The organism is Quadrisphaera sp. GCM10027208, assembly GCF_042658805.1.
In the GTDB taxonomy this organism is placed as follows: Bacteria; Actinomycetota; Actinomycetes; order Actinomycetales; family SCSIO-59966; genus SCSIO-59966.
The window spans coordinates 72,182-95,843 of the sequence record NZ_JBHSRC010000008.1 but is presented as its reverse complement, the minus strand read 5'-3'; the positions used below and the strand labels follow the sequence as shown (position 1 = coordinate 95,843).

20 protein-coding genes are annotated in these 23,662 nt (G+C 71.7%); 12 read left to right on the top strand and 8 right to left on the bottom strand.

Going from position 1 to position 23,662, the window contains the following annotated elements; genetic code table 11:
- Positions 1 to 36 precede the first annotated feature (36 nt).
- From trxA to ACFP6A_RS12900, 3 genes are read left to right on the top strand one after another with little or no spacing between them, the layout of a single operon-like run.
- On the top strand, positions 37 to 411 hold the full coding sequence (trxA, locus tag ACFP6A_RS12910) for a thioredoxin (RefSeq protein ID WP_379604145.1): 375 nt from the start codon (positions 37 to 39) through the stop codon (positions 409 to 411).
- Between the two features lie 42 nt (positions 412 to 453).
- Positions 454 to 843: a DUF302 domain-containing protein gene (locus ACFP6A_RS12905; protein ID WP_379604143.1), complete on the top strand. Its 390-nt coding sequence runs from the start codon at positions 454 to 456 to the stop codon at positions 841 to 843.
- Between the two features lie 52 nt (positions 844 to 895).
- Positions 896 to 1,300 (top strand): pyridoxamine 5'-phosphate oxidase family protein, encoded by a 405-nt coding sequence (locus ACFP6A_RS12900; RefSeq protein ID WP_379604141.1) that lies wholly within the window; start codon positions 896 to 898, stop codon positions 1,298 to 1,300.
- Positions 1,301 to 1,332: 32 nt separating this feature from the next.
- Here the strand turns inward: ACFP6A_RS12900 and ACFP6A_RS12895 are convergent, their stop codons facing one another.
- The gene (locus tag ACFP6A_RS12895; protein WP_379604139.1) at positions 1,333 to 3,981 is read right to left on the bottom strand and encodes an ExeM/NucH family extracellular endonuclease; all 2,649 of its coding nucleotides are present in this window, start codon (positions 3,979 to 3,981) and stop codon (positions 1,333 to 1,335) included.
- 192 nt (positions 3,982 to 4,173) lie between these two features.
- Between ACFP6A_RS12895 and acsA the strand changes: the two genes are divergently transcribed.
- Genes acsA through ACFP6A_RS12870 form a run of 5 tightly spaced genes read left to right on the top strand, consistent with a single transcriptional unit; the run spans position 4,174 to position 9,319 of the window.
- Positions 4,174 to 5,868, top strand: coding sequence for an acetate--CoA ligase (gene acsA / locus ACFP6A_RS12890; protein ID WP_379604137.1), 1,695 nt, complete (start codon positions 4,174 to 4,176; stop codon positions 5,866 to 5,868).
- Positions 5,865 to 6,827: a pyruvate dehydrogenase (acetyl-transferring) E1 component subunit alpha gene (gene pdhA, locus ACFP6A_RS12885; protein ID WP_379604136.1), complete on the top strand. Its 963-nt coding sequence runs from the start codon at positions 5,865 to 5,867 to the stop codon at positions 6,825 to 6,827. Before acsA ends, pdhA begins: the two co-directional genes overlap by 4 nt.
- Positions 6,824 to 7,807 (top strand): alpha-ketoacid dehydrogenase subunit beta, encoded by a 984-nt coding sequence (locus ACFP6A_RS12880; RefSeq protein WP_379604134.1) that lies wholly within the window; start codon positions 6,824 to 6,826, stop codon positions 7,805 to 7,807. Before pdhA ends, ACFP6A_RS12880 begins: the two co-directional genes overlap by 4 nt.
- A 1-nt stretch (position 7,808) precedes the next feature.
- Positions 7,809 to 9,074 carry a dihydrolipoamide acetyltransferase family protein gene (locus tag ACFP6A_RS12875; protein WP_379604132.1) on the top strand — a complete coding sequence of 422 codons (1,266 nt, stop codon included), beginning with the start codon at positions 7,809 to 7,811 and terminating at the stop codon, positions 9,072 to 9,074.
- A gap of 2 nt (positions 9,075 to 9,076) precedes the next feature.
- Positions 9,077 to 9,319 carry an acyl carrier protein gene (locus tag ACFP6A_RS12870; RefSeq protein ID WP_379604130.1) on the top strand — a complete coding sequence of 81 codons (243 nt, stop codon included), beginning with the start codon at positions 9,077 to 9,079 and terminating at the stop codon, positions 9,317 to 9,319.
- Here the strand turns inward: ACFP6A_RS12870 and ACFP6A_RS12865 are convergent.
- Positions 9,300 to 9,977: a hypothetical protein gene (locus ACFP6A_RS12865; protein ID WP_379604129.1), complete on the bottom strand. Its 678-nt coding sequence runs from the start codon at positions 9,975 to 9,977 to the stop codon at positions 9,300 to 9,302. The two genes, ACFP6A_RS12870 and ACFP6A_RS12865, sit on opposite strands and share 20 nt — an antisense overlap.
- A 70-nt stretch (positions 9,978 to 10,047) precedes the next feature.
- Positions 10,048 to 10,224, bottom strand: a complete 177-nt coding sequence (locus ACFP6A_RS12860; protein WP_379604127.1) for a hypothetical protein — start codon at positions 10,222 to 10,224, stop codon at positions 10,048 to 10,050.
- Positions 10,225 to 10,432: 208 nt separating this feature from the next.
- Between ACFP6A_RS12860 and ACFP6A_RS12855 the strand changes: the two genes are divergently transcribed.
- The 4 genes from ACFP6A_RS12855 to ACFP6A_RS12840 all read left to right on the top strand — a co-directional run bounded on the left by ACFP6A_RS12855 (position 10,433) and on the right by ACFP6A_RS12840 (position 16,343).
- Positions 10,433 to 11,959 (top strand): DUF222 domain-containing protein, encoded by a 1,527-nt coding sequence (locus tag ACFP6A_RS12855; RefSeq protein WP_379604125.1) that lies wholly within the window; start codon positions 10,433 to 10,435, stop codon positions 11,957 to 11,959.
- 399 nt (positions 11,960 to 12,358) lie between these two features.
- Positions 12,359 to 12,598: a DUF2191 domain-containing protein gene (locus tag ACFP6A_RS12850; RefSeq protein ID WP_379604124.1), complete on the top strand. Its 240-nt coding sequence runs from the start codon at positions 12,359 to 12,361 to the stop codon at positions 12,596 to 12,598.
- Entirely contained in the window at positions 12,595 to 13,032 is a 438-nt protein-coding gene (locus ACFP6A_RS12845) for a type II toxin-antitoxin system VapC family toxin (protein WP_379604122.1), read from the top strand. The genes ACFP6A_RS12850 and ACFP6A_RS12845 overlap by 4 nt, the downstream gene beginning before the upstream one ends.
- Positions 13,033 to 13,181: 149 nt before the next feature.
- The gene (locus ACFP6A_RS12840) at positions 13,182 to 16,343 is read left to right on the top strand and encodes a beta-phosphoglucomutase family hydrolase (protein ID WP_379604121.1); all 3,162 of its coding nucleotides are present in this window, start codon (positions 13,182 to 13,184) and stop codon (positions 16,341 to 16,343) included.
- Between the two features lie 38 nt (positions 16,344 to 16,381).
- On the opposite strand, the gene ACFP6A_RS12835 is transcribed toward ACFP6A_RS12840, so the two are convergent.
- Genes ACFP6A_RS12835 through ACFP6A_RS12815 form a run of 5 tightly spaced genes read right to left on the bottom strand, consistent with a single transcriptional unit; the run spans position 16,382 to position 23,556 of the window.
- Positions 16,382 to 16,717 (bottom strand): LuxR family transcriptional regulator, encoded by a 336-nt coding sequence (locus ACFP6A_RS12835; RefSeq protein ID WP_379604119.1) that lies wholly within the window; start codon positions 16,715 to 16,717, stop codon positions 16,382 to 16,384.
- On the bottom strand, positions 16,717 to 17,448 hold the full coding sequence (gene narI, locus ACFP6A_RS12830; protein ID WP_379604118.1) for a respiratory nitrate reductase subunit gamma: 732 nt from the start codon (positions 17,446 to 17,448) through the stop codon (positions 16,717 to 16,719). The genes ACFP6A_RS12835 and narI overlap by 1 nt, the downstream gene beginning before the upstream one ends.
- Positions 17,445 to 18,125 carry a nitrate reductase molybdenum cofactor assembly chaperone gene (gene narJ / locus ACFP6A_RS12825; protein ID WP_379604116.1) on the bottom strand — a complete coding sequence of 227 codons (681 nt, stop codon included), beginning with the start codon at positions 18,123 to 18,125 and terminating at the stop codon, positions 17,445 to 17,447. The genes narI and narJ overlap by 4 nt, the downstream gene beginning before the upstream one ends.
- Entirely contained in the window at positions 18,122 to 19,840 is a 1,719-nt protein-coding gene (gene narH / locus ACFP6A_RS12820; RefSeq protein ID WP_379604115.1) for a nitrate reductase subunit beta, read from the bottom strand. The genes narJ and narH overlap by 4 nt, the downstream gene beginning before the upstream one ends.
- Positions 19,840 to 23,556 carry a nitrate reductase subunit alpha gene (locus ACFP6A_RS12815; protein ID WP_379604113.1) on the bottom strand — a complete coding sequence of 1,239 codons (3,717 nt, stop codon included), beginning with the start codon at positions 23,554 to 23,556 and terminating at the stop codon, positions 19,840 to 19,842. The genes narH and ACFP6A_RS12815 overlap by 1 nt, the downstream gene beginning before the upstream one ends.
- Positions 23,557 to 23,662: the final 106 nt, after the last annotated feature.

Here is a 23,662-nt window from a genome sequence, read left to right as displayed (position 1 = left end):
CGACACCAACCCCGTCCCGCAAGGAAGGACCCAGCCATGAGCACCGTCGCCCTCACCGTCGAGGACTTCGAGCAGACCGTTCGCGGCAACGACATCGTCCTCGTCGACTTCTGGGCTGCCTGGTGCGGCCCGTGCCGCATGTTCGCCCCCGTCTTCGAGAAGGCCTCCGAGCAGCACCCCGACATCGTCTTCGGCAAGGTGGACACCGAGGCGGAGCGCCCGCTCGCAGCCGCCGCGGGCATCACGTCGATCCCCACCCTCATGGCGTTCCGTGAGGGGATCCTGGTGCACGCCCAGCCGGGGGCCCTGCCCGCTCCAGCTCTCGAGCAGCTCATCGAGGCAGTTCGCGGACTGGACATGGACGACATCCGACGGCAGGTTGCTGAGCGGGACGCCCGGCAGACCGCCTGAGCCACGACCCGATCCCGAACCGAGACCCGAGGAGCAGAGCAGATGAGCTACGGAACCTCCGTCACCGTTGACAGCCCGTTCGAGGAGACCGTGACCGCGGTCCGGGAGGCGCTCGCCGACCAGGGATTCGGCGTCCTCACCGAGATCGACGTCCAGGCCACGTTGAAGAAGAAGCTCGACCACGACATGGCCCCCTACCTCATCCTCGGGGCGTGCAACCCGCCGCTGGCCAAGCGCGGCCTGGACGCCGAAGCCGGTCTGGGCCTGCTGCTGCCGTGCAACGTCGTCGTGCGTGCCGACGGTGACCGCACCGTGGTGGAGGCGATCGACCCTCAGACCATGGTCGAGCTGACCGGCAACGACGACCTCAAGTCGGTGGCCGACGAGGCCGCGCTGCGGCTCGCTGCGGCCCTGCGGACCCTGGAGTCCTGACCGGGACCTAAGGCTCTACGGGCACCCGGCCAGCACGGCCCAGCCTGCAGGGGTGGCCCTCACCCGTCGAGTCGAGAGGCTGACCCCTGTCGAGGCTCGGGCGCTTCTCGGCACTGTGTCGATCGGCCGCGTCGTGTTCGCCGACCGCGGTCTGCCCGCGGTCCTGCCGGTGACCTTTCTGCTCGAGGGAGACGCCGTGTTCTTCCGGACGGCGGAGGGCTCGCGGCTAGCCCGGGCCGGGGACGACGAGGTGCTCACCTTCCAGGCCGACATGCTGAGCCCGGCGTCCCGCACCGGGTGGAGCGTGGTCGTCACCGGCAACGCCGAGGTCGTCACCGACCCCTCGACGCGGTCCGCGATGATGGCGCGGCTCGAGCCGTGGGTGCCGGGTATCAGGGACGTCGTCGTCCGGATCCCGCTGACCGTCGTGCAGGGCCGGCGGATCACCGCGCACTGAGCGGTGACCCGCCGGCCCTGGTCGTGCTGACGTCAGCGGCCGGGGGTGAAGCCCTTGCGGTCCCAGCCCTGGTTCGTCCCGACGGCGACGGTGACCGACTCGACCGTGGCGTTCCCGGCGGCGTCCGTCGCGGTGTACGTCAGGGTGTACCGCGTGCCCTTGACCGCCCGCACGAGAACCTCCGTGTCGTCGACGACCACCCACGACGCCTTCGGCGACGTCCACGAGGCCTTCGGCGACGTCGCGGTGACGTCGGTCAGCTCGACGGTGACCTCACCGCTGTCGTCGGAGGCCTCCACCGACACGGACACCGGCACCAGCGTGTTGTTCGGCGGCCAGATCCGCTCCGGGCTCACCGACACGGCGAGCTCCGGGGCCGTGGTGTCGGGGACGTGCAGCCCGACCCCGACGAGGATCGGGTCGTGGTCGGAGGACCGGTACGGGTCCGGCGCCCACAGCGCGTCCTGGGCGTCCTTCTTGTAGGTCATGTCGTAGTCGATGAGACTCACCTCGTCGGCGTTGACGTGCCAGGCGGCGGCGCCGGTCACCTGCTCGGTGAGCGCGGCGCTGGCCAGGGCGTGATCGAGGTATCCGAGCTGGCCGTCGAACACGTACGAGTAGGCGTACTCGCCGCCGAACGCCTTGACCAGGTCGGTGTAACCAGCATCGATGAACACGTCGACGGCGTCCTCGTGGTCGTAGGCGTTGAGGTCGCCGATGACGAGGTCGTTCGGGCTGCCGCTGCCGGTCGGGTCGCCGGCGATCCAGTCCACCATCTGCTGCGCCGCCGCGGTGCGGACGCCCGCGCAGTTGCCCTGGCCGTCACCGGTGTCCGGCGCCTCCTCGCACGCTGACCCCTTCGACTTCAGGTGGTTGACCGCGACGTCGACGAGCGCGCCGGTCGCGTTCTCCTGGAAGGTCTGGAGCAGCGTCGGTCGGTTGCGGCCGTCGGCGTAGTCGAGTGCGGCGAACTCTCCGACCGGCGTGACCGTGGCGGGCTGGTAGATGAGGGCGTTGGTGATCTCGTCGTCACCGAGGACGCCGGTCTCGACCGCGGCGTAGTAGCCGTCGGTCCCGATGTGCTCGTTGAGCGCGTCGACGAGGTCAAGCACCGCGGTGCCGTTGTTCTCGATCTCCACGAGGCCGTAGACGTCGGCGTCCATCTCCGCCAGGGCGGCGACGATCTTCGCCTGCTGCCGCTCGAGCTCCTCGGCGGTGTCGGCGCCCCGCGAGCCCAGGGTGGTGAAGTAGTTCAGCACGTTGTACGAGGCGATCTGCAGGGTGCCGCCGACCTCCGGGACGTCCGGGCGCGGGTTGCGGGCCTCGTAGCCGGCGGGCTGCGTCGGTTGGATCCGCCACAGGTTGTACCGGTAGTCCAGGATGCCGGTGACGTCGGTCAGGACGTCCCCGCCGCGGAAGAGGTTGTCGAGGGTGAACTCCTCGCCGTTCGGGTGCCGCGCCGGGTCCGGGTTCTGGACGCTCCGGCCGTCGTCGAGGGTGATCCGGTTCTCCGCGTTCGCCGCGGCCAGGGCGGCCGCCTCGGGACTGCCGGGCTCGTGCACCGCGGTCGGCTGGTACTGCCGCTCGGTGCCGAGCGCGATCTCCCCGTACCGGCCGAAGTTGTAGTACTCGAGGATCGTCAGCTCCTGCGGGAACGTCACGAGCATCCCCTCGTAGCGCTCCTCGTCGCCGATCGGCACGCTGAGCTCCAGCGGCTCCGGCACGTCGGCGGTCCCGAGCACCTCGATCTCGACCTCGCCGCTGAGCTGCGTGCTGCCGTAGTACTCGCCGGCGGTGCCGGTGACCCGGACGACGTCGCCCACGGCGACGTCCACCGCACCGGGGGCGTAGACGAAGATGCCGTCGGAGGTCGCCGGGTCGTCGTCACCGGCGTCCTGGACGAAGAACCCGTCGAACCCGCCGGTCTGGAAGTCGCCGGTCACGACCGCCTCGACGGTCACCGGCTGCCTGTCGAGCGGGGTCGTGTCACCGTCGCCCTGGACGGCGCCGATCGGCACCAGCTGCGGCTCCGGCTCGGGGCCCGGGTCGGTACCGCCCCCGCCGCCGGGGGTGCACTCGGTGACGGTGTGGGTGCCGAGACCGTCGAAGGTGTCGGTGGCGAAGCCCTCCCACTCGGCGGCGGGGTCGAAGGCGTCGGCGGTGTTCGTGTCTCCGGTGCAGACCGTCGGCAGACGGCGCAGCGTGTTGTCGGCGGTCGAGACGAGCCCGATGCCCCACTCGGTGCCCGGATCCGTGCCGACCTGACCGAGCGAGTCGACGACGGTGTTGCCGCGGGTGAGGACGAGGGCGTCGTCGCCGTTGAAGAGCCCGGCTCCGCTGGTCTGGTCCGCGACCGCGAGGATGGCCGCGTCGGACGAGGAGTGCGCCAGCACGTGGACCTCCCCGGCGGGGAGGGTGCCGCTCAGCGGGATGCTGAATGTCGGCGTTGTGCTCCCGTTCGAGTACTGGGCGAGCGCGTACGCCGACAGGTCGATGCTGGCGTCCGTGCCGTTGTAGATCTCGATCGCCTTGTTGTACGACGATCCCTCGACGTACTCGCTGATGAGCAGGTCGTCGGTGGTCGCCGCCGCGGCGCTCGTCGCCGTCGCCACCGGGGCGAGGAGCCCGATGACGAGGAGCGTCGTTGCCGCGGCCACGGTGCGTCGGTTCCGTGTCTGCATGGCCGTCCCTGGGTCGTGTCCGCCGTGCCGCCCGACCGGCGGCACGGGCCGTCACGCTAGGGCGGCGAGGTGTCCGGTTTCCACCTATTGGGTGAACGTCCGGTCAGTGCTTGCCGACGGTCAGCAGGACGCCGCAGCGTGCGGTGACCTTTGCCTCTGGCCCGGCGGCCCGGCCGGGTGCTGACTTGACCCATGACGGTCTGGGACGACACGCGGGCCCGTCTGGCCGGCCAGCCGGGCGGGGGTCTCAACATCGCCGTCGAGGCCGTGGACCGGCACGTCGCCGAGGGGCGCGGCCAGGACGTCGCGCTGCGGTTCGTCGGCCGGCACGGTGAGCGGTCGGTGGCTACCTTCGCTGGGCTGTCGGCCGACAGCGGCGCCCTCGCCGACCTGCTGGGGCAGCTCGGCACGCGGCCCGGGGACGCGGTGTTCACCCTGCTCGGCCGGGTGCCGGAGCTGTACGTCACCGCGCTCGGCACGTGGAAGGCGCGGGCCGTGCTGTCGCCGCTGTTCTCGGCGTTCGGGCCGGAGCCGGTCGCGCAGCGGCTGGCCCTCGGCCGTGGCCGCGTGCTCGTCACCACCGAGCAGCTGTACCGGCGCAAGGTCGCCCCGGTGCGCGACCGCCTGCCCGACCTCGAGCACGTGCTGCTCGTCGGCGGGTCCGCCGGCGGAGTGCCGGGCGGGACGGCGTTCGACGGGGCGCTCGCCCGGGGCGACCGGGCTTTCGTCGTCCCGCGAACCGACCCGCAGGATCCCGCGCTGCTGCACTTCACCAGCGGCACGACCGGCACCCCCAAGGGCGCGGTGCACGTGCACGAGGCCGTGGTGGCGCACGCCGCGACGGCGGCTGGGGTGCTCGGGCTGCGACGCGGCGACGTCTACTGGTGCACGGCCGACCCCGGCTGGGTCACCGGCACCTCCTACGGCATCATCGCCCCGCTCGTGCTCGGCGCCACCAGCGTCGTGGACGCCGGTGACTTCGAGGCGCGGCGCTGGTACGAGCTGCTCGCCGCCGAGCGGGTCGAGGTCTGGTACACGGCGCCCACGGCGCTGCGGATGCTCATGCGGGCCGGGGACGAGCTGGCCGGCGAGCACGACCTGTCGGCGTTGCGGCACGTGGCCAGCGTGGGTGAGCCGCTCAACGGCGAGGTCGTGCTGTGGAGCGCCCGGGTGCTCGGCCACCCGGTCCACGACACGTGGTGGCAGACCGAGACCGGCGCGATCATGATCGGCAACCCGCCGGGAGAGGCGCCCGTGCCCGGGTCGATGGGCCGGCCGGTGCCGGGTATCGAGGCGGCCGTGCTGGCACGCGGGGACGACGGTCGGGCCCGCGTGACCGACGGCGCGGTCGAGGTGCTCACGGACCCGGACCAGGTCGGCGAGCTCGCGTTGCGTCCACCGTGGCCGTCGATGTTCCGCGGCTACTGGGGTGCGCCCGAGCGGTACGCCGCGGCGTTCGCGGATGGCTGGTACCTCACCGGTGACCTGGCGCGGGTGGACTCCGTCGGCCGGTTCTGGTTCGTCGGCCGGGCCGACGACGTCATCAAGAGCGCGGGGCACCTCGTGGGACCGTTCGAGGTGGAGTCGGTGCTGATGGAGCACCCGGCGGTCGTCGAGGCCGGGGTCATCGGCAAGCCGGACCCGGTTGCCGGAGAGCTTGTCAAGGCGTTCGTGACGCTACGGTCCGGGGTCGAGCCGGACGAGGCGCTGCGCGCGGACATTCTCGCCTTCGGCCGCCGGCGGCTCGGCTCGGTCGCGCCGCGCGAGATCGACTTCGACCAGAACCTGCCGCACACGCGCAGCGGCAAGGTGATGCGCCGTCTGCTGCGGGCCCGTGAGCTGGGGCTGCCCGAGGGCGACCTGTCCACCCTGGAGGGCAGGTCATGAGCGACCGGCTGCACCTGCTGCGGGAGATGCTGCGCGTGCGCCGCTTCGAGGAACGCTGCGTGGAGCTGTACAGCGCGCAGCGGATCCGCGGCTTCATGCACCTGTACGTGGGCGAGGAGGCCGTCGCCGTCGGTGTCTGCGACGCGCTCGACCCGCAGGACGCCGTGGTGTCGACGTACCGCGAGCACGGGCACGCACTCGCCCGCGGGATGCCGATGGAGTCGCTGATGGCGGAGATGTTCGGCAAGGTCACCGGGTGCTCACGAGGCCGCGGCGGGTCGATGCACCTGTTCGACGCCGCACGGCGTTTCTACGGCGGCAACGCGATCGTCGGCGGCGGGCTGCCGCTCGCGGTGGGGCTGGCGCTCGCCGACCGGATGCGGGGGCAGACGCGGGTGACCACGTGCTTCTTCGGCGACGGCGCGGTGGCAGAGGGGGTGTTCCACGAGTCGATGAATCTCGCCGCGCTGTGGCGGCTGCCGGTGCTGTTCGTCTGCGAGAACAACCTCTACGCGATGGGGACCGCCCTCGCGCGGCACCAGGCGCAGACCGACCTGGCCCTGCGGGCCGCCGGGTACGGGATGGTGTCCTGGGCGGTCGACGGCATGGACGTCGACGCCGTCGCCTCCGCCGCCCGGCGCGCAGTCGCCCTGGTGCGCTCGGGTACCGGCCCGTGCTTCCTGGAGATGCGGACCTACCGCTTCCGGGCCCACTCGATGTACGACTCGGACCGCTACCGCGACAAGACCGAGGTCGAGGCGTGGAAGCAGCGGGACCCGCTGCCCGCGCTGGCCCTGCGCCTGCGCGCCGACGGTTCTCTGGACGACGAGACGTGGGAGGCGATGGAGGCCGAGGTGGCACGGGAGATCGACGCCGCCGTGGAGGCCGCGGAGGCCGCGCCGACCGAACCGGTCGAGGACCTCACCCGCTTCGTCCGCTCCGAGCCGGTGCCGTCATGACGACGACCACGCTCACCAGCTACCGCGTCGCGGTCCGGGAGGCGCTGCGGGAGGCGATGCACCGCGACGAGCGGGTGTTCCTCATGGGCGAGGACGTCGGCGCGTACGGCGGCTCCTTCGGCGTGAGTCTCGGGCTGCTGGAGGAGTTCGGGCCGGAGCGGGTCCGCGACACGCCCCTGTCGGAGGCCGCGTTCGTCGGTGCCGGGATCGGCGCGGCGATCGGCGGGATGCGCCCGGTCGTCGAGGTGATGACCGTGAACTTCAGCCTGCTCGCGCTCGACCAGATCCTCAACAACGCGGCGACCTTGCTGCACATGTCCGGCGGACAGGTGAACGTGCCCCTCGTCGTCCGGATGACGACCGGCGGCGGACGGCAGCTGGCGGCGCAGCACTCCCACAGCCTGGAGGGCTGGTACGCGGCGATCCCGGGGCTGACGGTGCTCACGCCGGCGACGGTCGCCGACGCCCGCGGCATGCTGTGGCCGGCCCTGCTCGACCCCGACCCGGTGCTGATCTTCGAGCACGGGAGCCTCTACAACGTCGAGGAGCCTCTCGCGGACGACGCCGGCCCGGTGGACATCACCAGCGCGGCGGTGCGACGTCCCGGCACCGACGTGACCCTGATCGCCTACGGCGGGACGCTGTCCGTCGCCCTGGCTGCGGCCGACCTGCTGGCCGGCGACGGCGTGGACGCCGAGGTCGTGGACCTGCGCGTGCTGCGGCCGCTGGACGACGAGACCGTCGTCGGGTCGGTGCGCCGCACCCACCGTGCGGTGGTGGTCGACGAGGGCTGGCGCACAGGCAGTCTCGCGGCCGAGGTCAGTGCCCGGATTACCGAGCAGGCGTTCTACGACCTGGACGCGCCGGTGCAGCGGGTCTGCTCGGTGGAGGTGCCGATGCCGTACGCGCACGACCTCGAGCAGGCGGCGCTGCCTCAGCCCGGACGCGTCGTGGACGCGGTACGTGCGGTGGTGGGCTGACGTGGCCGACTTCGTGATGCCGTCCCTCGGCGCGGACATGGAGGAGGGCACCGTCCTGCAGTGGCTGGTGAAGCCGGGGGACGTCGTCCACCGCGGGGACGTCGTCGCCGTCGTGGACACCGACAAGGCCGCCGTCGACGTCGAGGTGTTCTCGGACGGCGTCGTCGAGGAGCTGCTGGTCCCGGAGGGAACGCGGGTGCCGGTGGGCACTCCGCTCGCCCGGCTCGCGCCGGGCAGCGCGGCCGTCGCTAGCGCCCCGGCCCCGGCAGCCTCGGCCCCGGCAGCGTCGGCCCCGGCGGCGCCGGCGCCGACAGCGCCGGCGCCGGCGACCTCTCCGCTGGTGCGCAAGGACGCTCGGTCCCACGGTGTGGATCTGACGCGAGTGCACGGCAGCGGCCCGGGTGGACGGGTGCGACGCGCGGACGTCGGTCGTCCCACCCGGCCGCCGGTCTCGCCGTACGCCAGGCGTCTCGCGCGCGAGCAGGGCGTTGACCTCGCCTCTGTGCGCGGGACCGGCCCAGGTGGTGCCGTGCGCGCCGACGACGTGCGGGCGGCGGCCACGGTCGCGCCGGCCCCGGCCCCGCGTGCGGCGTCACCGATGCGGGCGTCACCGATGCGCGAGACCATCGCCCGCGCCATGACGCGGTCGTGGCGGGAGGTGCCGCACTACCACTTGGCGTCGACCATCGACCTGCACCCGGCCGTGACGTGGCTGCGGCAGACCAACCTCGACCGGCCGGTCAGCGATCGGGTCGTGCCGGCGGCGCTGCTGCTCAAGGCCACCGCCCTCGCCCTGCGAGACGTGCCGGAGCTCAACGGGTTCTGGACGGACGACGCCTTCGCCGGGTCGCCCACGGTGCACCTGGGCGTGGCGGTGTCGCTGCGCGGTGGAGGACTTGTGGCGCCGGCGCTGCTGGACGCCGACCAGCTGCCGCTGGCGGACCTGATGCGAGGTCTTCGTGACCTCGTCGAGCGAGCTCGGCGCGGCCGGCTGCGCCGCGAGGAGCTCGAGTCGGCGACGGCGACCGTGACCAACCTGGGCGACCTGGGCGTCGAGGTCGTGCACGGGGTCGTCTACGCGCCGCAGGTCGCGCTCGTCGGTTTCGGTCGCGTCGTGGAGCGGCCGTGGGCGGTCGACGGGATGGTCGGTGTCCGGCCGGTCGTCACGGCGACGCTCGCCGCGGACCACCGGGCGACCGACGGGTTCACCGGTGCCCGCTTCCTGGCAGCGGTCGAGAAGTACCTACAGCGTCCGGAGGGGCTGTGAGCATGGGCATCGACGAGGCCACCCGCGTGGTCCGTAGCGCCGTCCTGGGCATCGTGCCGGACGCCGACCTCGACGAGCTCGGCGCCGACGAGGACCTGCGTGACGCGCTCGAGCTCGACTCCCTCGACTTCCTGGCGTTCGTGGAGACGTTGGCCGCAAGCACCGGCGTGCGGCTCGACGAGGACGACTACCCGCGGCTGCGTACGCTGCGCGGGGCGGCGGAGCTCATCGCCCAGCGCAGCTGAGCAGCTGAGGAGCCGTCTCGCGCAGGAATGCCGCACGCTCGTCGGGTCGCTGTGCGGCGAGCTCCTCGACCACGACCTGGAGGGCGCCCGGGCGGGCGAGCCCCAGGATGGGGACGTCCACGTGCGGCCCGTCCGGGCGGGTGTCCAGGGGCACCAGGATCCGCCGGGGTGCGAAGGTCCACGACGTGGCACCGGGGCGGCCGAGGATGCGAACGACGGGCCTGCGCGGACGTGGCACGACGACCTCGGCACCTGTGACATCCTCCCAGGCGAGCTGCGCATCGGCCCCCCAGCCCCGAAGCGCGACGTGCCGGTTCGTCAGCGTGACGTCCGGACGGCGCAGCAGAGCGCGCACGGTGTCCGGGAGGGGCAGGGCGACGAGAAGCAGCACCGGGAGGAGCAGCAGCCCGCCGCTTCGAAGCCCGATCGCGAGAGCGCCGTAGAGCACCAACGCGCTGAGCGCACCCAGGACGAGAACGTTCGCCACCGGCACATGGGGCCGTAAGCGCAGGTGAAGCTCTGGTCCGTCCGCGGTCTCACGCGTGGTGATCGCGGACTCGACCACACGGGGTGCACGGCCGAAGATCCAGAGCGCGGCAGCCACCGCCAGGAGAACGAGCCCGATCAGCACGGCGGCCGTCGTCGTCTCGTCGCTCATGAGTGGCACGGTGAGCACGAGCACGCCGATGGCTCCCGCCACCCCGGCGCCGACAGAGGCGAGCCAACGCCTAGAAGATCGCATCCCAGGCGTCCTCCGCGAGATCATCCACAGCGGCACCGGTGTCGGCCACCTCCTGCCACCCGTCGACGATCGCATCCCCGACGTCACCGATGCTGTCGGCCCCACTTTCCCACAGCGAGTCCACAGCTCCCGAAGTGAAGGTGCCGACGATCGTGCCGACCACGGTTCCCCCGACGACGCCTATGGCGGTACCGACCCCATTAGCGCGCTGTCCTCGCAACTTCGCAACTCGGTCGGTTCTGAAGGGCAACCCGATCGACGGGCGGATGCCCGTCGAATCGTCACACGCGCAGTAGATGGGCCGGATGCGTTGCGCCGCAGGGGCTCTTGCACGACCACTGGTTGTCAGTGGTGCCCTCTAGCGTTGCCGCATGACGACGACAACGGATGTGGCAGAACGACTTCGGCGGGCGCTGCGCCCGGAGCCCGAGCCGGTGGAGCTGGTCCTGGTCGAGGATGCCGAGCAGGGAAGGCGCCTGCAGGACGGTGAGCGGTGGGCGGCGGTCGTGTCGCGGCCGGCGCTGGAGCGCATGGCGCCCGGCCCCGAGCTGGCCGCACTGGTCGCCTCGATGGACCCGGCGCACCTGGCCGGCTACGACCTCATCGAGTACATCGCCGGCCTGGCGCGGCTGGAGGCCTGGGTCGAGGCGGCCAAGGACGTCGCGTGGGCCGAGCTGGCCCGGCGGCGTCCGGCGCCGGTCGAGCCGAACCGGCGGGGCGAGGCGCGCGCGGACGACGAGCGCGGCATCTCGGAGTTCGCCGCTGACGAGATCGCCGCCCGGCTCAAGCTGCCGCGGCGCGCCGTGCAGACCCGGCTCGCGGAGGCGGTTGACCTGACGAGCCGGTTGCCGGCGACGCTGGAGGCCTTGCGGAAAGGGGAGATCTGCCGGGCGCGGGCCCGCGTCGTCATCGAGCACACCGCGACGCTGACGGCGAACAAGGCCCGTGCCGTCGAGGAGTACGTGCTGCGCCGCGCGCCGCAGCAGACTGCCCGGCAGCTGCGGCCGTGCGTGCAGCGGCGAGTGCTGCGCGTGGACCCGGACGCCGCACGGGCTCGGCACGAGAAGGCGCGAGCGCGGCGGGCGGTTTGGCTGCGTCCCGAGCCGGACGGGATGGCGACGCTCGGCGTCCACCTGCCCGCGGAGGACGCGCTGTCGGTGTTCCACGCGCTCGACGCTCGGGCACGGGCACTGCGTCAGGCAGGTGACGCCCGGCCGCTCGACGCGTTGCGTACCGACGCGCTCGTCGAGCTCGCTCGGCACGCGCTGGAGAGCTGTCCCACACCGCTGGCCACGCGTCAAGGACGCAAGCCGCAGGTGCACGTCGTCGTGGCCGCCAGCACGCTGCTCGGGCTCGACGACCGGCCCGCGGAGCTGCGCGGCTATGGGCCGGTGCCGGCCGACGTCGCCCGCCGCATCGCGGCGGACGCAACGTGGCGGCGGCTCGTCGTCGACCCGCTGACCGGCCGACTGCTCGACTTCGGCCGCACCACCTACGTGCCACCGCAGGAGCTGCGAGACCACGTCGTGGCCCGCGACGTCACGTGCACAGCCCCGACGTGCATGCATCCAGCGGAGACCGGCGAGATCGACCACGTGGTGGTGTTCCCGGACGGGCCGACCAGTGCCGCCAACACCCATGCACCGTGCACGCACGACCACCGGGCCCGGCACCAGGGCGGCTGGTCCGTGTCCCGGGACGACGGCGGCGTCACGTGGACGAGCCCGACCGGCCACGCGTACCGCACCGACGTCCCACCGGTGCTCGGCGACTGGGACGCCGACGACCTCGGCGCCGCGACGCTCGAGGAGCTGCGCGCAGCCTTGAGCGCGACGGACGCCGCCGGCGCCGGGCCCGAGCCGGCGGACGCCGACGAGCCGGAGGAGCCCCCGTTCTGACCGCGAGCCGAGGTCGCCGCCGTCCAGCTCCACGAGGAGCGTCAGCTGCACCGGGAGCGCCTGTACCTCCAGCCGGGCGTTGGGCATCGCCGAGGCGTGTGGACCGGTTCCGCCACCAGGCGTGCACCGAAGGCATCTGCCGCGTCGGTCGCTCCTGCGCGTCGAGGCCCGCGGGCGTGGGGGGATCCGCCACCTCGATCGTCGCCGACCTGCGTCCAGTACGACCACGCGACCGCCGTTCCAAGGCCTGGCCGGTTCACCACAGGACGGCACCGATCCAGCCCATCACCACGGCGGTGACTGCGAACCAGGAGTCGCAGCCGCCGCACCGCCAGCCGTAGCGGTGGGTCGAGTGCGCCCTAGTGAGCACATCGATGCCTGAGGAGTATGCTTTTCTGCATGCGCACGACTCTGAACCTTGATGACCAGCTCATGCGGCAGGCCAAGGAGGAGGCGGCGCGATCGGGCCGCACCCTCACGTCGGTCGTCGAGGACGCGCTGCGTGAGGCCCTGTCACGTCGCGCGGCTGCGCCGGTCGAGCCGTACCAGGTGCGGCCTTTCGCGGGGTCGGGCCTGTGCCCGGGTGTCGACTTGAACGACTCGGCGGCTCTCCTGGACCTCATGGACGAGGACGCGTGATCCTCTTCGACGTCAACGTGCTCGTACTCGCGCTGCGCGCCGACGCTCCTCAGCACGATCGCTACCGGCGGTGGTTGGAGGAGGCAGTCTCCACGCCTCTCGCGTTCGGACTGGCCGAGATGGTGCTCAGTAGCGCCGTACGGGTCCTCACCCATCCCCGCGTGTTCCAGCCACCGACGCCCCTGGGTCATGCGCTGGACGAGCTCGGGAGGCTTCGCGCACGACCGAACTGCGTTCTCGTCGCCCCTGGCCCACGGCACTGGGAGATCTTCGTCGACCTGTGTCGACGGTCAGGCGCCACAGGCAATCTCGTGCCTGACGCCTACCTCGCGGCGCTGGCGATCGAGTCGGGCAGCGAGTGGATCACCACGGATCGCGACTTCGCGCGCTTTCCCGGTCTACGGTGGCGGCACCCGTTCCAGGTCGAGTCGTAGCAGCGAGCGCTGCCAGCACCTCATCGTGCAGTCTCCGCGCGTCTGGGCGACACGGCGGCAGGGACGGCTACCACTAACGAGCCCGTCGCACCTGTGGGGAAGTCACCAGCACTAGTGTCGCTGCACCAGATGGAGAGGTCGCTGTGGAGATGCTGCGTCGCTCAGCGGAGCCGGCCGGGGTGGCGCCGACGGGAGCCGTTCCGCCGCAGGACGCGGTGATCTTCGACATGGATGGCGTCGTCACGGACACCGCGAGGGTGCACGCGCAGGCGTGGAAGCAGTTGTTCGACGGCGTCCTGGCCGATCCCCGCGTGGGCGCCGCCGGGGAACCTTTCGACCCGGACGTGGACTATCGCCGTTATGTCGACGGACGGTCCCGGGAGGACGGCGTGGTGGCCTTCCTGGCGTCCCGCGGGATCGAGGTCCCGCTCGGGACGCCCGGGGACGGGCCGTCGGAGTGGACCGTGCACGGCCTGGCGGCCCGCAAGAACGAGATGTACCTGGAGCTGCTCGGCCGGCACGGGGTGCGGGTGTTCGGCGGCACGGTGGGCCTGCTGCGCCGACTGCGCGCCGGCGGTGTGCCGGTCGCCCTGGTCACGGCCAGCCGCAACGCCGCGGCGCTGCTCGCGGCGGCGGACCTGGCCGGGATGTTCGACGTTGTCGTGGACGGTCAGGTCGCGGCGGACGAGGGGCTGCCCGGCAAGCCCGACCCGGCCACGTTCGTGGAGGCGGCTCGCCGGCTCGGGGTGCCGGCGGCCAGGACCGCCGTCGTGGAGGACGCCACGTCGGGCGTCGAGGCCGCGCGTCGTGGCGGCTTCGGGCTCGTGGTGGGCGTGGCCCGGTCCGGTAACCGGGAGCAGCTGGAGCGTGCCGGGGCGGACGTCGTCGTCGAGGACGTCTCCCAGCTCGACCTGGGTGCGCTGCGAACCGACCCGTGGGTGCTCGTCTACGAGGGCTTCGACCCGGCGCATGAGGGGCACCGGGAGGCGCTGACCGCTCTGGGCAACGGGTACCTGGGCACCCGGGGGGCGGCGCCGGAGCACTCCGCCGACGGCGTGCACTACCCGGGCACGTACCTCGCCGGGGTGTACAACCGCGTGACGTCCACGGTGCACGGGCGGCAGGTGGAGGACGAGCACCTGGTCAACGCGCCGAACTGGCTGCACCTGGACCTGCGCACCGACGCCGGTCCGTGGTGGTCCGAGGGCGGTCTGACAGCGAGCCGGGAGCGCCGCGAGCTGGACCTGCGCCGCGGCGTGCTGACGAGACGCGCGGTCCTGACCGACCGAGCGGGGCGCCGGCTGAGGCTGACCCAGCGTCGCCTGGTCTCCATGGCCCGCCCTCACGTGGCCTGCCTGCAGACCACCCTGGTGGCCGATGGCTGGAGCGGCCGGCTGACTGTGGCGTCCGGTGTCGACACCGCCGTCCGCAACCGCAACGTGGCGGAGTACCGGGCCCTGGCGGACCGCCACCTGCGGTTGGTCCAGGCGCAGGAGTGCGGGGACGGGACGTTCCTCGTCGAGGTGGAAACGACGCAGAGCCAGGTGCGCATCGCAACCGCCGTCCGGACGACGGTCGCCGGCGCCGGCGCGGTTCCGGCTCCGACCTGGAGGTCAGGGCAGCGGCCGGGCCACGAGTTCGGCCTGCCGCTGCGTGACGGTGAGCCGGTCACGGTCGAGAAGACCGTGGCGGTGTACACCTCCCGGGACCGGGCGATTGCCTCACCCGGGCTGGCGGCAGTGGGCGACGTGTCGTGTCCGCCCCGGGCATTCGCAGACCTGCTCCCTGACCACGAGAGCGCCTGGGCGCGGCTGTGGCAGCGGTTCGGGATCGAGCTGGACGCCGACCGCCAGACGCAGCTCGTGCTGAATCTGCACGTCTTCCACCTGCTGCAGTCGGTGTCGCCGCACACCGCCGACGTCGACGCCGGGGTGCCGGCCCGCGGCCTGCACGGCGAGGGCTACCGGGGCCACGTCTTCTGGGACGAGCTGTTCGTGCTGCCGGTGGTGACCCCGCACCTGCCCTGGGTCGGCCGGGCGCTGCTGGACTACCGCTACCGGCGGCTCGGGGCGGCACGCCGGGCCGCAGCCGGCGCGGGGTTCGCGGGGGCGCTGTTCCCGTGGCAGAGCGGCAGCGACGGCCGCGAGGAGACCCCGCGGCAGCTGTACAACCTGCGGTCCGGACGCTGGATGCCGGACAACTCCCACCGGCAGCGCCACGTCGGGCTGGCCGTCGCGTACAACGCCTGGCAGTACTACCAGGCCACCGGGGACGTCGCCTGGCTGGCTCACCGGGGCGCCGACCTGATCATCGAGGTCGCCCGGCTGTTCGCCAGCATGGCGACATACGACCCGGACCAGGACCGGTTCCACATCGAGGGCGTGATGGGCCCCGACGAGTACCACGACGGCTACCCCGACGCGCCGGGAGAAGGACTGCGGGACAACGCGTACACGAACGTGCTGGCCGCCTGGGTCTGCCGGCGGGCCCGCGACGTCCTGGCCGTGACCGCCGGCCACGACTGCGACGAGCTGCACGCCCGCCTGCGGATCACCGTCGAGGAGCCCGAGCGCTGGGATCACCTGAGCCGGCGCCTCGCCGTGCCCTTCCACGACGGCGTGATCAGCCAGTTCGCCGGGTACGAGACGCTGGAGGAGCTCGACTGGGACCGCTACCGCACCACCTACGGCAACATCGGACGGCTGGACCTCATCCTGGAGGCCGAGGGCGACACGACCAACCGCTACCAGCTCGCCAAGCAGGCCGACGTCCTCATGCTCGTGTACCTGCTCGGGCCGGACGGCCTGGAGGAGATGCTGCAGCGGCTGGGCTACCAGACCTCGCCGGACCTGCTGGCCCGCACCGTCGACTACTACCTGGCCCGCACCGCGCACGGCTCCACCCTGAGCCGCGTCGTCCACGCCTCGGTGCTGGCCCGGATGGACCCGGCACGCGCGTGGAGGACGTTCCGCGAGGCGCTGACCGCCGACCTGGACGACACCCAGGGCGGGACGACGAGCGAGGGAGTCCACCTCGGGGCGATGGCAGGGACGATCGACATCGTCACTCGGTCGTTCGCCGGGGTGCAGCTGCAAGACGCCGCCGTGACGTTCGACCCGCGGCTACCCGAGGGACTGGAGGCGGTGAGCTTTACGCTCGTGCACCGGGGCCAGCGGTTCCGGGTGGACATCTCCCAGGAACACGTACAGGTGTCCGCGGACCCGTGTGCCGCCAACCCGCAGGTCCAGGTCAGAGTCGGGTCGCGGAGGCTCGCCGTGTCAGATCGGGGCCACGAAGCCCGCCATGCATGAGGTGCTCGGGACGTTCGACGTGTCGGGTAGACGTCCGGTTAGTGCTTCCCGACGGTCAGCAGGATGACGGAGTCCTCGACCGCCTCGACCCGGTGGCGTTCCTCCGGGACGACGAGCAAGGTCCCGGTCTGCCCCTCGGCGGCGTCGCCGGTCTGCGCGCCGACGAGCCGCACCCGGCCGGACAGCACGTGCAGCGTCGCCTCGCCGGGGTTCTCGTGGTCGTCGAGGACGGCGCCGGCGCGCAGTGCGATGACGGTCTGGCGCAGGGTGTTCGCCTGGCCGCCGAAGACGGTGACGGCGGCCCGGCCGCTGCCGGCGGTGACCGCGGCCTCGGCCTGCTCGCGGGCGACGGCTCCCAGGTCGACGTGGTCCATCAGCCCACCCTCTCCCACCCGCGCCGCGGCGTCCGGCTGCCGAGCTGCTCGTCCCTGGACCGGTACACGATGTATGGCCGGGTAATGTACCCCAGCGGCGCGCTGAAGACGTGCACGAGTCTGGTGAACGGCCACAGCGCGAACAGCATGAAGGCCACGAGCGCGTGCGCCTGGAAGCCGAGCGGAGCGTCGGCCATGAGCTCGGGTTGCAGGTCGAAGCGGAAGATGCCGCGGAACCACACCGAGACGCTCTCCCGGTAGTCGTAGTGGTCGAGGACGTTCGAGGCGACGGTGTTCCACAGGCCGAGGACGATGACGATCGCGAGGAACAGGTACATGACCTTGTCCATCGTCGTGGTGGCGCTGAACACCGGCCCGACCGTCCGTCGTCGGTAGATGAGGATCGCCATCCCGACGAGGGTGGACACCCCGGCCAGGGCGCCGAGCGAGACGGCCATGAAGTGGTAGGCATCCTCCCCGATCCCGACTGCCTCGGTCCAGCTCTTCGGGATGCCCAGTCCCATGACGTGGCCGAGGAACACGATCAGGATCCCGAAGTGGAACAGCGGGCTGCCGATCCGCAGCAGCCGCGACTCGTAGAGCTGGCTGGAGCGTGTGGTCCAGCCGAACTTGTCGTAGCGGTACCGCCAGACGTGGCCGGCGATGAAGACGGCCAGGCACACGTACGGGACGACCACCCAGGCCAGCAGTTCGGCGGTGGAGACGTTCATCGGGCCCCCTGGCGGTCAGGCGAAGGCGGTTCGGCGACACGCACGCGCGGGTCGGCCAGCAGCTCCGGTGAGCTGTACGGGGTGAGCCCGACCTCCTCGGCCGGCGGTCCCTCGGCGGCGAGCCGGGCGACCGCCTCGGCGTCGCGGTCGCCGATCGGCGGCAGTGTCAACGACACCGCCTCCAGGACGTCCCCGTAGGGGGAGGCGCGGTCCAGCAGCGCCAGCCGGAGGAGCTCCACGCCGGCCCGGTGGTCCTGCAGGAGCCGGGCCGCGGTCCGCCGGTCGGCGGTGGCCCCGAACTCGAGGACGACGCCCAGGTGGTCCGGCAGCTCGTCGTCGGTCAGCTCCAGACCGGCGATCCGGTAGGCGTTCTTGAACTTCAGCAGCGCCATCCCGCGCTGACGGGTGTCGCCGTACGCGTAGTACGTCAGGTACGGGCAGCACCGCAGAGTGTGGTCGAACGTCTGCACGTAGTGCTCCTGGAGCTCGCCCAGCGGAGCGGACGCGAGGCGCTCGACGAACCGGCCGAGGTGCTTCCCGACGGGGGAGGGCAGCCGGCCGACGGCCTCCCGCAGGGCCGGCAGGCGGGCCAGCAGGTCGTCGTCCGGGTATCCGAGCAGGAGCGAGGCAGCCTGCCACGCGATCGCCCGCTCCTCGTCACCGAGCCGGCGGTTCACGGCCGGGGCTCCGTCTCGGCGTCCGGGTCGCCGCTGCCGGCGACGTCCGGGGCTCCGCGGTGGGCGCCCTCCTGGGGCGGGAAGAGACCGTGCGGCGAGCCCTTGCCGTCCCAGTTCAGGAGGTTCACCCGGCGCGCCTTGTCACCCGGGTCGGTCGCGAAGTCGGCGGTCTGCCGGTCCTTCAACGCCTGGAAGTTCTCGACCGCGATGGGCGTCACCCCGCCGGAGCCCTCACCGAAGGGTCCCCAGCCGCCCATCCCCGGCCCGCCGTCGTAGTCCAGCGAGCACTCGGTGGCGAGCTCCTCGAGGGAGTGGGCCTGCTCCGCGTGCGCGGGAGGGATGACGTACCGCTCGTCGTACTTGGCCAGGGCCAGCAGGCGGTACATCTCGTACATGTCCTCCTCGGACATGCCGACGGAGGCCGGGATCATCTCGTTCGGCTCCCTGCCGAGGTTGATGTCCCGCATGTAGGAGCGCATCGACGCCAGGCGCTGCAGGACGTTCGTCACGACCGTGGTGTCCCCGGCCGTGAACAGCTCGGCGAGGTACTCGACGGGGATCCGCAGCGTGTCGATGGCGGCGAAGAGGTTCTCCTGGTCCTCGGCGTCGTAGCCGCTGTCGCGGATGACGTCGACGACGGGCGACAGTGGCGGGATGTACCAGACCATCGGCATCGTCCGGTACTCAGGGTGCAGGGGCAGCGCAACCTCGTAGTCGGTGATGAGCCGGTAGACCGGCGACCGCTGCGCGGCTTGGATCCAGTCATGGGCGATGCCGGACCGGTCCGCCTGGCGGATCACCTCGGGGTCGCGGGGGTCCAGGAGTACCGACCGCTGGGCCATGTAGAGGTCGCGGTCGTCCTCCACCGACGCGGCCTCGAGCACCTTGTCGGCGTCGTAGAGCACGAGCCCGATGTACCGCAGGCGGCCGACGCACGTCTCGGCGCACACGGTCGGGATGCCGACCTCGATGCGCGGGAAGCAGAACGTGCACTTCTCGGCCTTGCCGGTGCGGTGGTTGAAGTAGACCTTCTTGTAGGGGCAGCCGGTCACGCACTTGCGCCAGCCGCGGCAGCGGTCCTGGTCGACGAGGACGATGCCGTCCTCCTCGCGCTTGTAGATCGCGCCGGACGGGCAGGACGCCGCGCAGGACGGGTTGAGGCAGTGCTCGCAGATCCTCGGCAGGTAGAACATGAACGTCTGCTCGAACTCGAACTTCACCTTCTCGGCGATGTTCGCCAGCATCGGATCCTTGTGGCCGTGCTCGGGTGCGCCGCCGAGGTCGTCGTCCCAGTTCGCGCTCCAGGAGATCTTCATGTCCTTGCCGCTGATCAGCGACTTGGGCCGCGCCACGGGGGTGTGCTCCTGAAGCGGCGCGTTCGTCAGCGTCGAGTAGTCGTAGGTCCAGGGCTCGTAGTAGTCGCCGATGTCCGGCATCTTGGGGCTGGAGAAAATGGTGAGCAGGTTCTTCATCCGGCCACCGGCCTTCAGCCGCAGGCGTCCTCGCCGGTCCAGCTGCCAGCCGCCCTGCCACTCCTCCTGGTCCTCGTAGCGGCGCGGGTAGCCCTGACCCGGTCGAGTCTCGACGTTGTTGAACCAGACGTACTCGACGCCGGCCCGGTTGGTCCACGCCTGCTTGCAGGTCACCGAGCAGGTGTGGCACCCGATGCACTTGTCAAGGTTCATCACCATGGCCATCTGTGCCATGACACGCATCAGTACTGCACCTCCTGCGAGCGACGACGGATGACGGTGACCTCGTCGCGCTGATTGCCGGTCGGGCCGAGGTAGTTGAACGCGAAGGTGAGCTGCGCGTACCCCCCGATGATGTGGCTCGGCTTGACCAGCAGCCGGGTCAGCGAGTTGTGGATGCCGCCGCGCTTGCCGGAGGTCTCCGAACGGGGGACGTCGATGAGCCGGTCCTGGGCGTGGTGCATGTAGACCGTGCCCTCCGGCATCCGGTGCGACACGATGGCCCGGGCCACCACGACCCCGTTCCGGTTGACCGCCTCGATCCAGTCGTTGTCCTTGACGCCCACCTTGGCGGCGTCCCGGTCGGACATCCAGATGGTCTGCCCGCCGCGGGACAGGCTGAGCATGAAGAGGTTGTCCTGGTACTCCGAGTGGATCGACCACTTGTTGTGCGGCGTCAGGTAGCGCACCGAGATGCCCAGCTCGCCCTGTGACCCGATCTCGGGTTCTCCGAACAGGCGAGCCATGTCCAGCGGCGGCCGGAACGTCGGCAGGTTCTCTCCGAGCTCGGTCATCCAGTCGTGGTCGAGGTAGAAGTGCTGCCGACCGGTCAGGGTGTGCCACGGCTTGAGCCGTTCGACGTTGATGGTGAACGGTGAGTACCGCCGTCCGCCGGTCTCGCTGCCGGACCACTCCGGGCTCGTGATGACGGGGACGGGCGCCGCCTGGGTGTCGGCGAAGGTGATCTGCTTGCCCTCGTGCTCGGCGGCGAGGTCAGCGAGTCGGGTGCCCGTGCGCTTCTCCACCTGCCGGAAGCCCTGGGTCGCCAGGTGCCCGTTCGTCGTCCCGGAGAAGGCGAGGATCATCTCGCAGGCGTGGACGTCGCGTGCCAGCGACGGCCGGCCGTCCGCGACACCGCCGTGGACGGTCCCGTTCTTGTGCTTGAGGTACTCGACCTCGCGGGTGAGGTCGAACGTCACTCCCTTCGTGGTGGCGCCGAGGGAGTCCATCAGCGGACCGACCGCGGTCATCTTGTCGGCGACGGCGGCGTAGTCGCGCTCCACGGTGACGATCTTCGGCATCGTCACGCCGGGGACCGGTCGGACGCCCTCGGCCTTCCAGTCGGCGACCCGGCCGTGCGGTGTCGCCATCGCATCCGGGGTGTCGTGCAGCAGCGGGACGGCGACGAGGTCCGTGCGGGTGCCGAGGTGCCGTGCGGCGAGCGTGCTGAACGCGCGGGCGATGGCCTGGAACGCGTCCCAGTCGGTGCGTGTCTGCCAGGGCGCGGCGATGGCCGGGTTGAACGAGTGCACGAACGGGTGCATGTCGGTGGTGTTGAGGTCGTGCTTCTCGTACCAGGTGGCCGCCGGCAGCACGACGTCGGAGAACACCGTCGTGCTCGTCATCCGGAAGTCCAGGCTCAGCAGCAGGTCCAGCTTGCCGACGGGTGCCTCGTCGTGCCACACCACGTCCCGGGGCCGGGCGCTCTGCGGCGCCTCCACCGCGCGCAGGGAGGAGTCGGTGCCGAGCAGGTGATGGAGGAAGTACTCGTTGCCCTTGGCCGAGGAGCCCAGCAGGTTGGCCCGCCAGACGCTGAGCACCCGGGGGAAGTTCTCCGGGGAGTCCGGGTCCTCGACGGCGAACCGCATCCTGCCGCTCATGAGCTCGTTGACGACGAACTCGGCCGGTGGCGCACCGGCGGTCTCGGCCTGGTCGGCCAGGTCTAGCGGGTTGCGGTCGAACGTCGGCTGGGACGGCATCCAGCCCATCCGCACCGACTGGGCGATGAGGTCGGCCGTGGTCCGGCCGGCGAACAGGCCGTCGGCCCGGGTGCCGTTGAGCGACGCGGCGCTGACCTGGTCGTAGCGGAACTGGTCGGTGTGCATGTACCAGTACGAGGTCTGCGTCATCTGGCGTGGCGGCCGGGACCAGTCGAGCCCGAACGCGAGCTGGGCCCAGCCCGTGACCGGGCGGCACTTCTCCTGACCGACGTAGTGCGCCCAGCCGCCGCCGTTGACGCCCTGGCACCCGGTGAGCGTGGTGAGGGCCAGGAAGGTCCGGTAGATGGAGTCGGAGTGGTACCAGTGGTTCGTGCCGGCGCCCATGAGGATCATCGAGCGGCCGCGGGTCTCCTCGGCGTTGCGGGCGAACTCGCGGCCGATCCGCGCCGCGGCTTCACCGGGGACTGAGGTGAACTGCTCCTGCCAGGCCGGCGTCCCGGGGTGGGTGGCGTCGTCGTAGCCGGTGGGCCACTCGCCGGGCAGGCCGTCCCGGCCGACGCCGTACTGAGCCAGGAGCAGGTCGAAGACGGTCGTCACCGTGCGTCCTGCCACCTCACGGGTGGGTACGCCACGGCGGATCGCGCCCTGCGTGCCGTCCATCCCGTCGAACCGGGGGAGCTCCACCTCGACGGCGGCTCCGTCGCCGGCGGCGGACAGCAGCGGGTCGACCTCGCCGAGGTCGAGGTTCCAGCGACCGGCACCGGACTCCCCGTAGCGGAATCCCAGAGAGCCGTTGGGGACGACGGGCTGCCCGGTCCGGGAGTCCAGCAGGACGGTCTTGAACGCGGCGTTCTCGGCCTCGGCCTCCTCGCCGCCGAGGTCGGCCGCGGTGAGGAACTTGCCCGGCACGTGGACGCCGTCCCGCTCCTCCAGCGAGACGAGGAAGGGTAGGTCGGTGTAGCGCCTGACGTAGTCGGTGAAGTAGCCGACCTGGCGGTCGACGAAGAACTCCTTGAGGACGACGTGGCCCATCGCCATCGCCAGGGCGCCGTCGGTGCCGGGGTGTGCGGCGAGCCACTCGTCGGCGAACTTGACGTTGTCGGCGTAGTCAGGGGAGACCGCGACGACCTTCTGCCCGCGGTACCGGGCCTCCACCATCCAGTGGGCATCCGGCGTCCGGGTCAGCGGGACGTTCGACCCCCACATGACGAGGTAGCCGGCGTCCCACCAGTCGCCGGACTCCGGCACGTCGGTCTGGTCGCCGAACACCTGCGGGGACGCCACCGGCAGATCGGCGTACCAGTCGTAGAACGACAGCATGGTGCCGCCGATCAGCGAGATGAAGCGGGCGCCCGAGGCGTGGCTGACCATCGACATCGCCGGGATGGGGGAGAACCCGGCGACACGGTCCGGACCCCAGTGCCTGATCGTGTGGACGTGGGCGGCGGCGACCATCTCGGTGGCCTCGTCCCAGGTGGCGCGGACGAGTCCGCCCTTGCCTCGGGCGGCCTTGTACCGGCGGGCCCGCTCAGGGTCGGAGACGACGTCCGCCCAGGCCAGGACCGGGTCGCCGAGACGTCCGCGCGCCTCCCGGTACATCTCGAGCAGGACGCCGCGGACGTACGGGTACCGGACTCGGGTCGGCGAGTACGTGTACCAGCTGAAGGCGGCCCCGCGGGGGCAGCCGCGGGGCTCGTACTCCGGCCTGTCCGGACCGACGGACGGGTAGTCGGTCTGCTGCGCCTCCCAGGTGATGATCCCGTCCTTGACGTAGACCTTCCACGAGCACGACCCGGTGCAGTTGACGCCGTGGGTGGAGCGGACGACCTTGTCGTGGCTCCAGCGGTCCCGGTAGAAGTCATCAGCGCGCCGGCCTCCGGTGAGGCTCAGCGTGCGTCGGTCTGCCGACACCCGCCCCTTCGTGAAGTACCGACGGGTCCCGACCAGGGCGTTCACCAGCGGACCGTCCAGCCCGCCACCGCCCGTGCCGCGTCGTCGTGGCGTCGTCTCGGTGGCCATCGGACTCTCCTCGCAGCGAGCGGGCGGTACGGGCTCGCCCGGTACCTGTCAGTGACCCTGTCGCACCGCGGCGGCTGGGGCAAGGGGGAACACCGGCCGTCCCGCG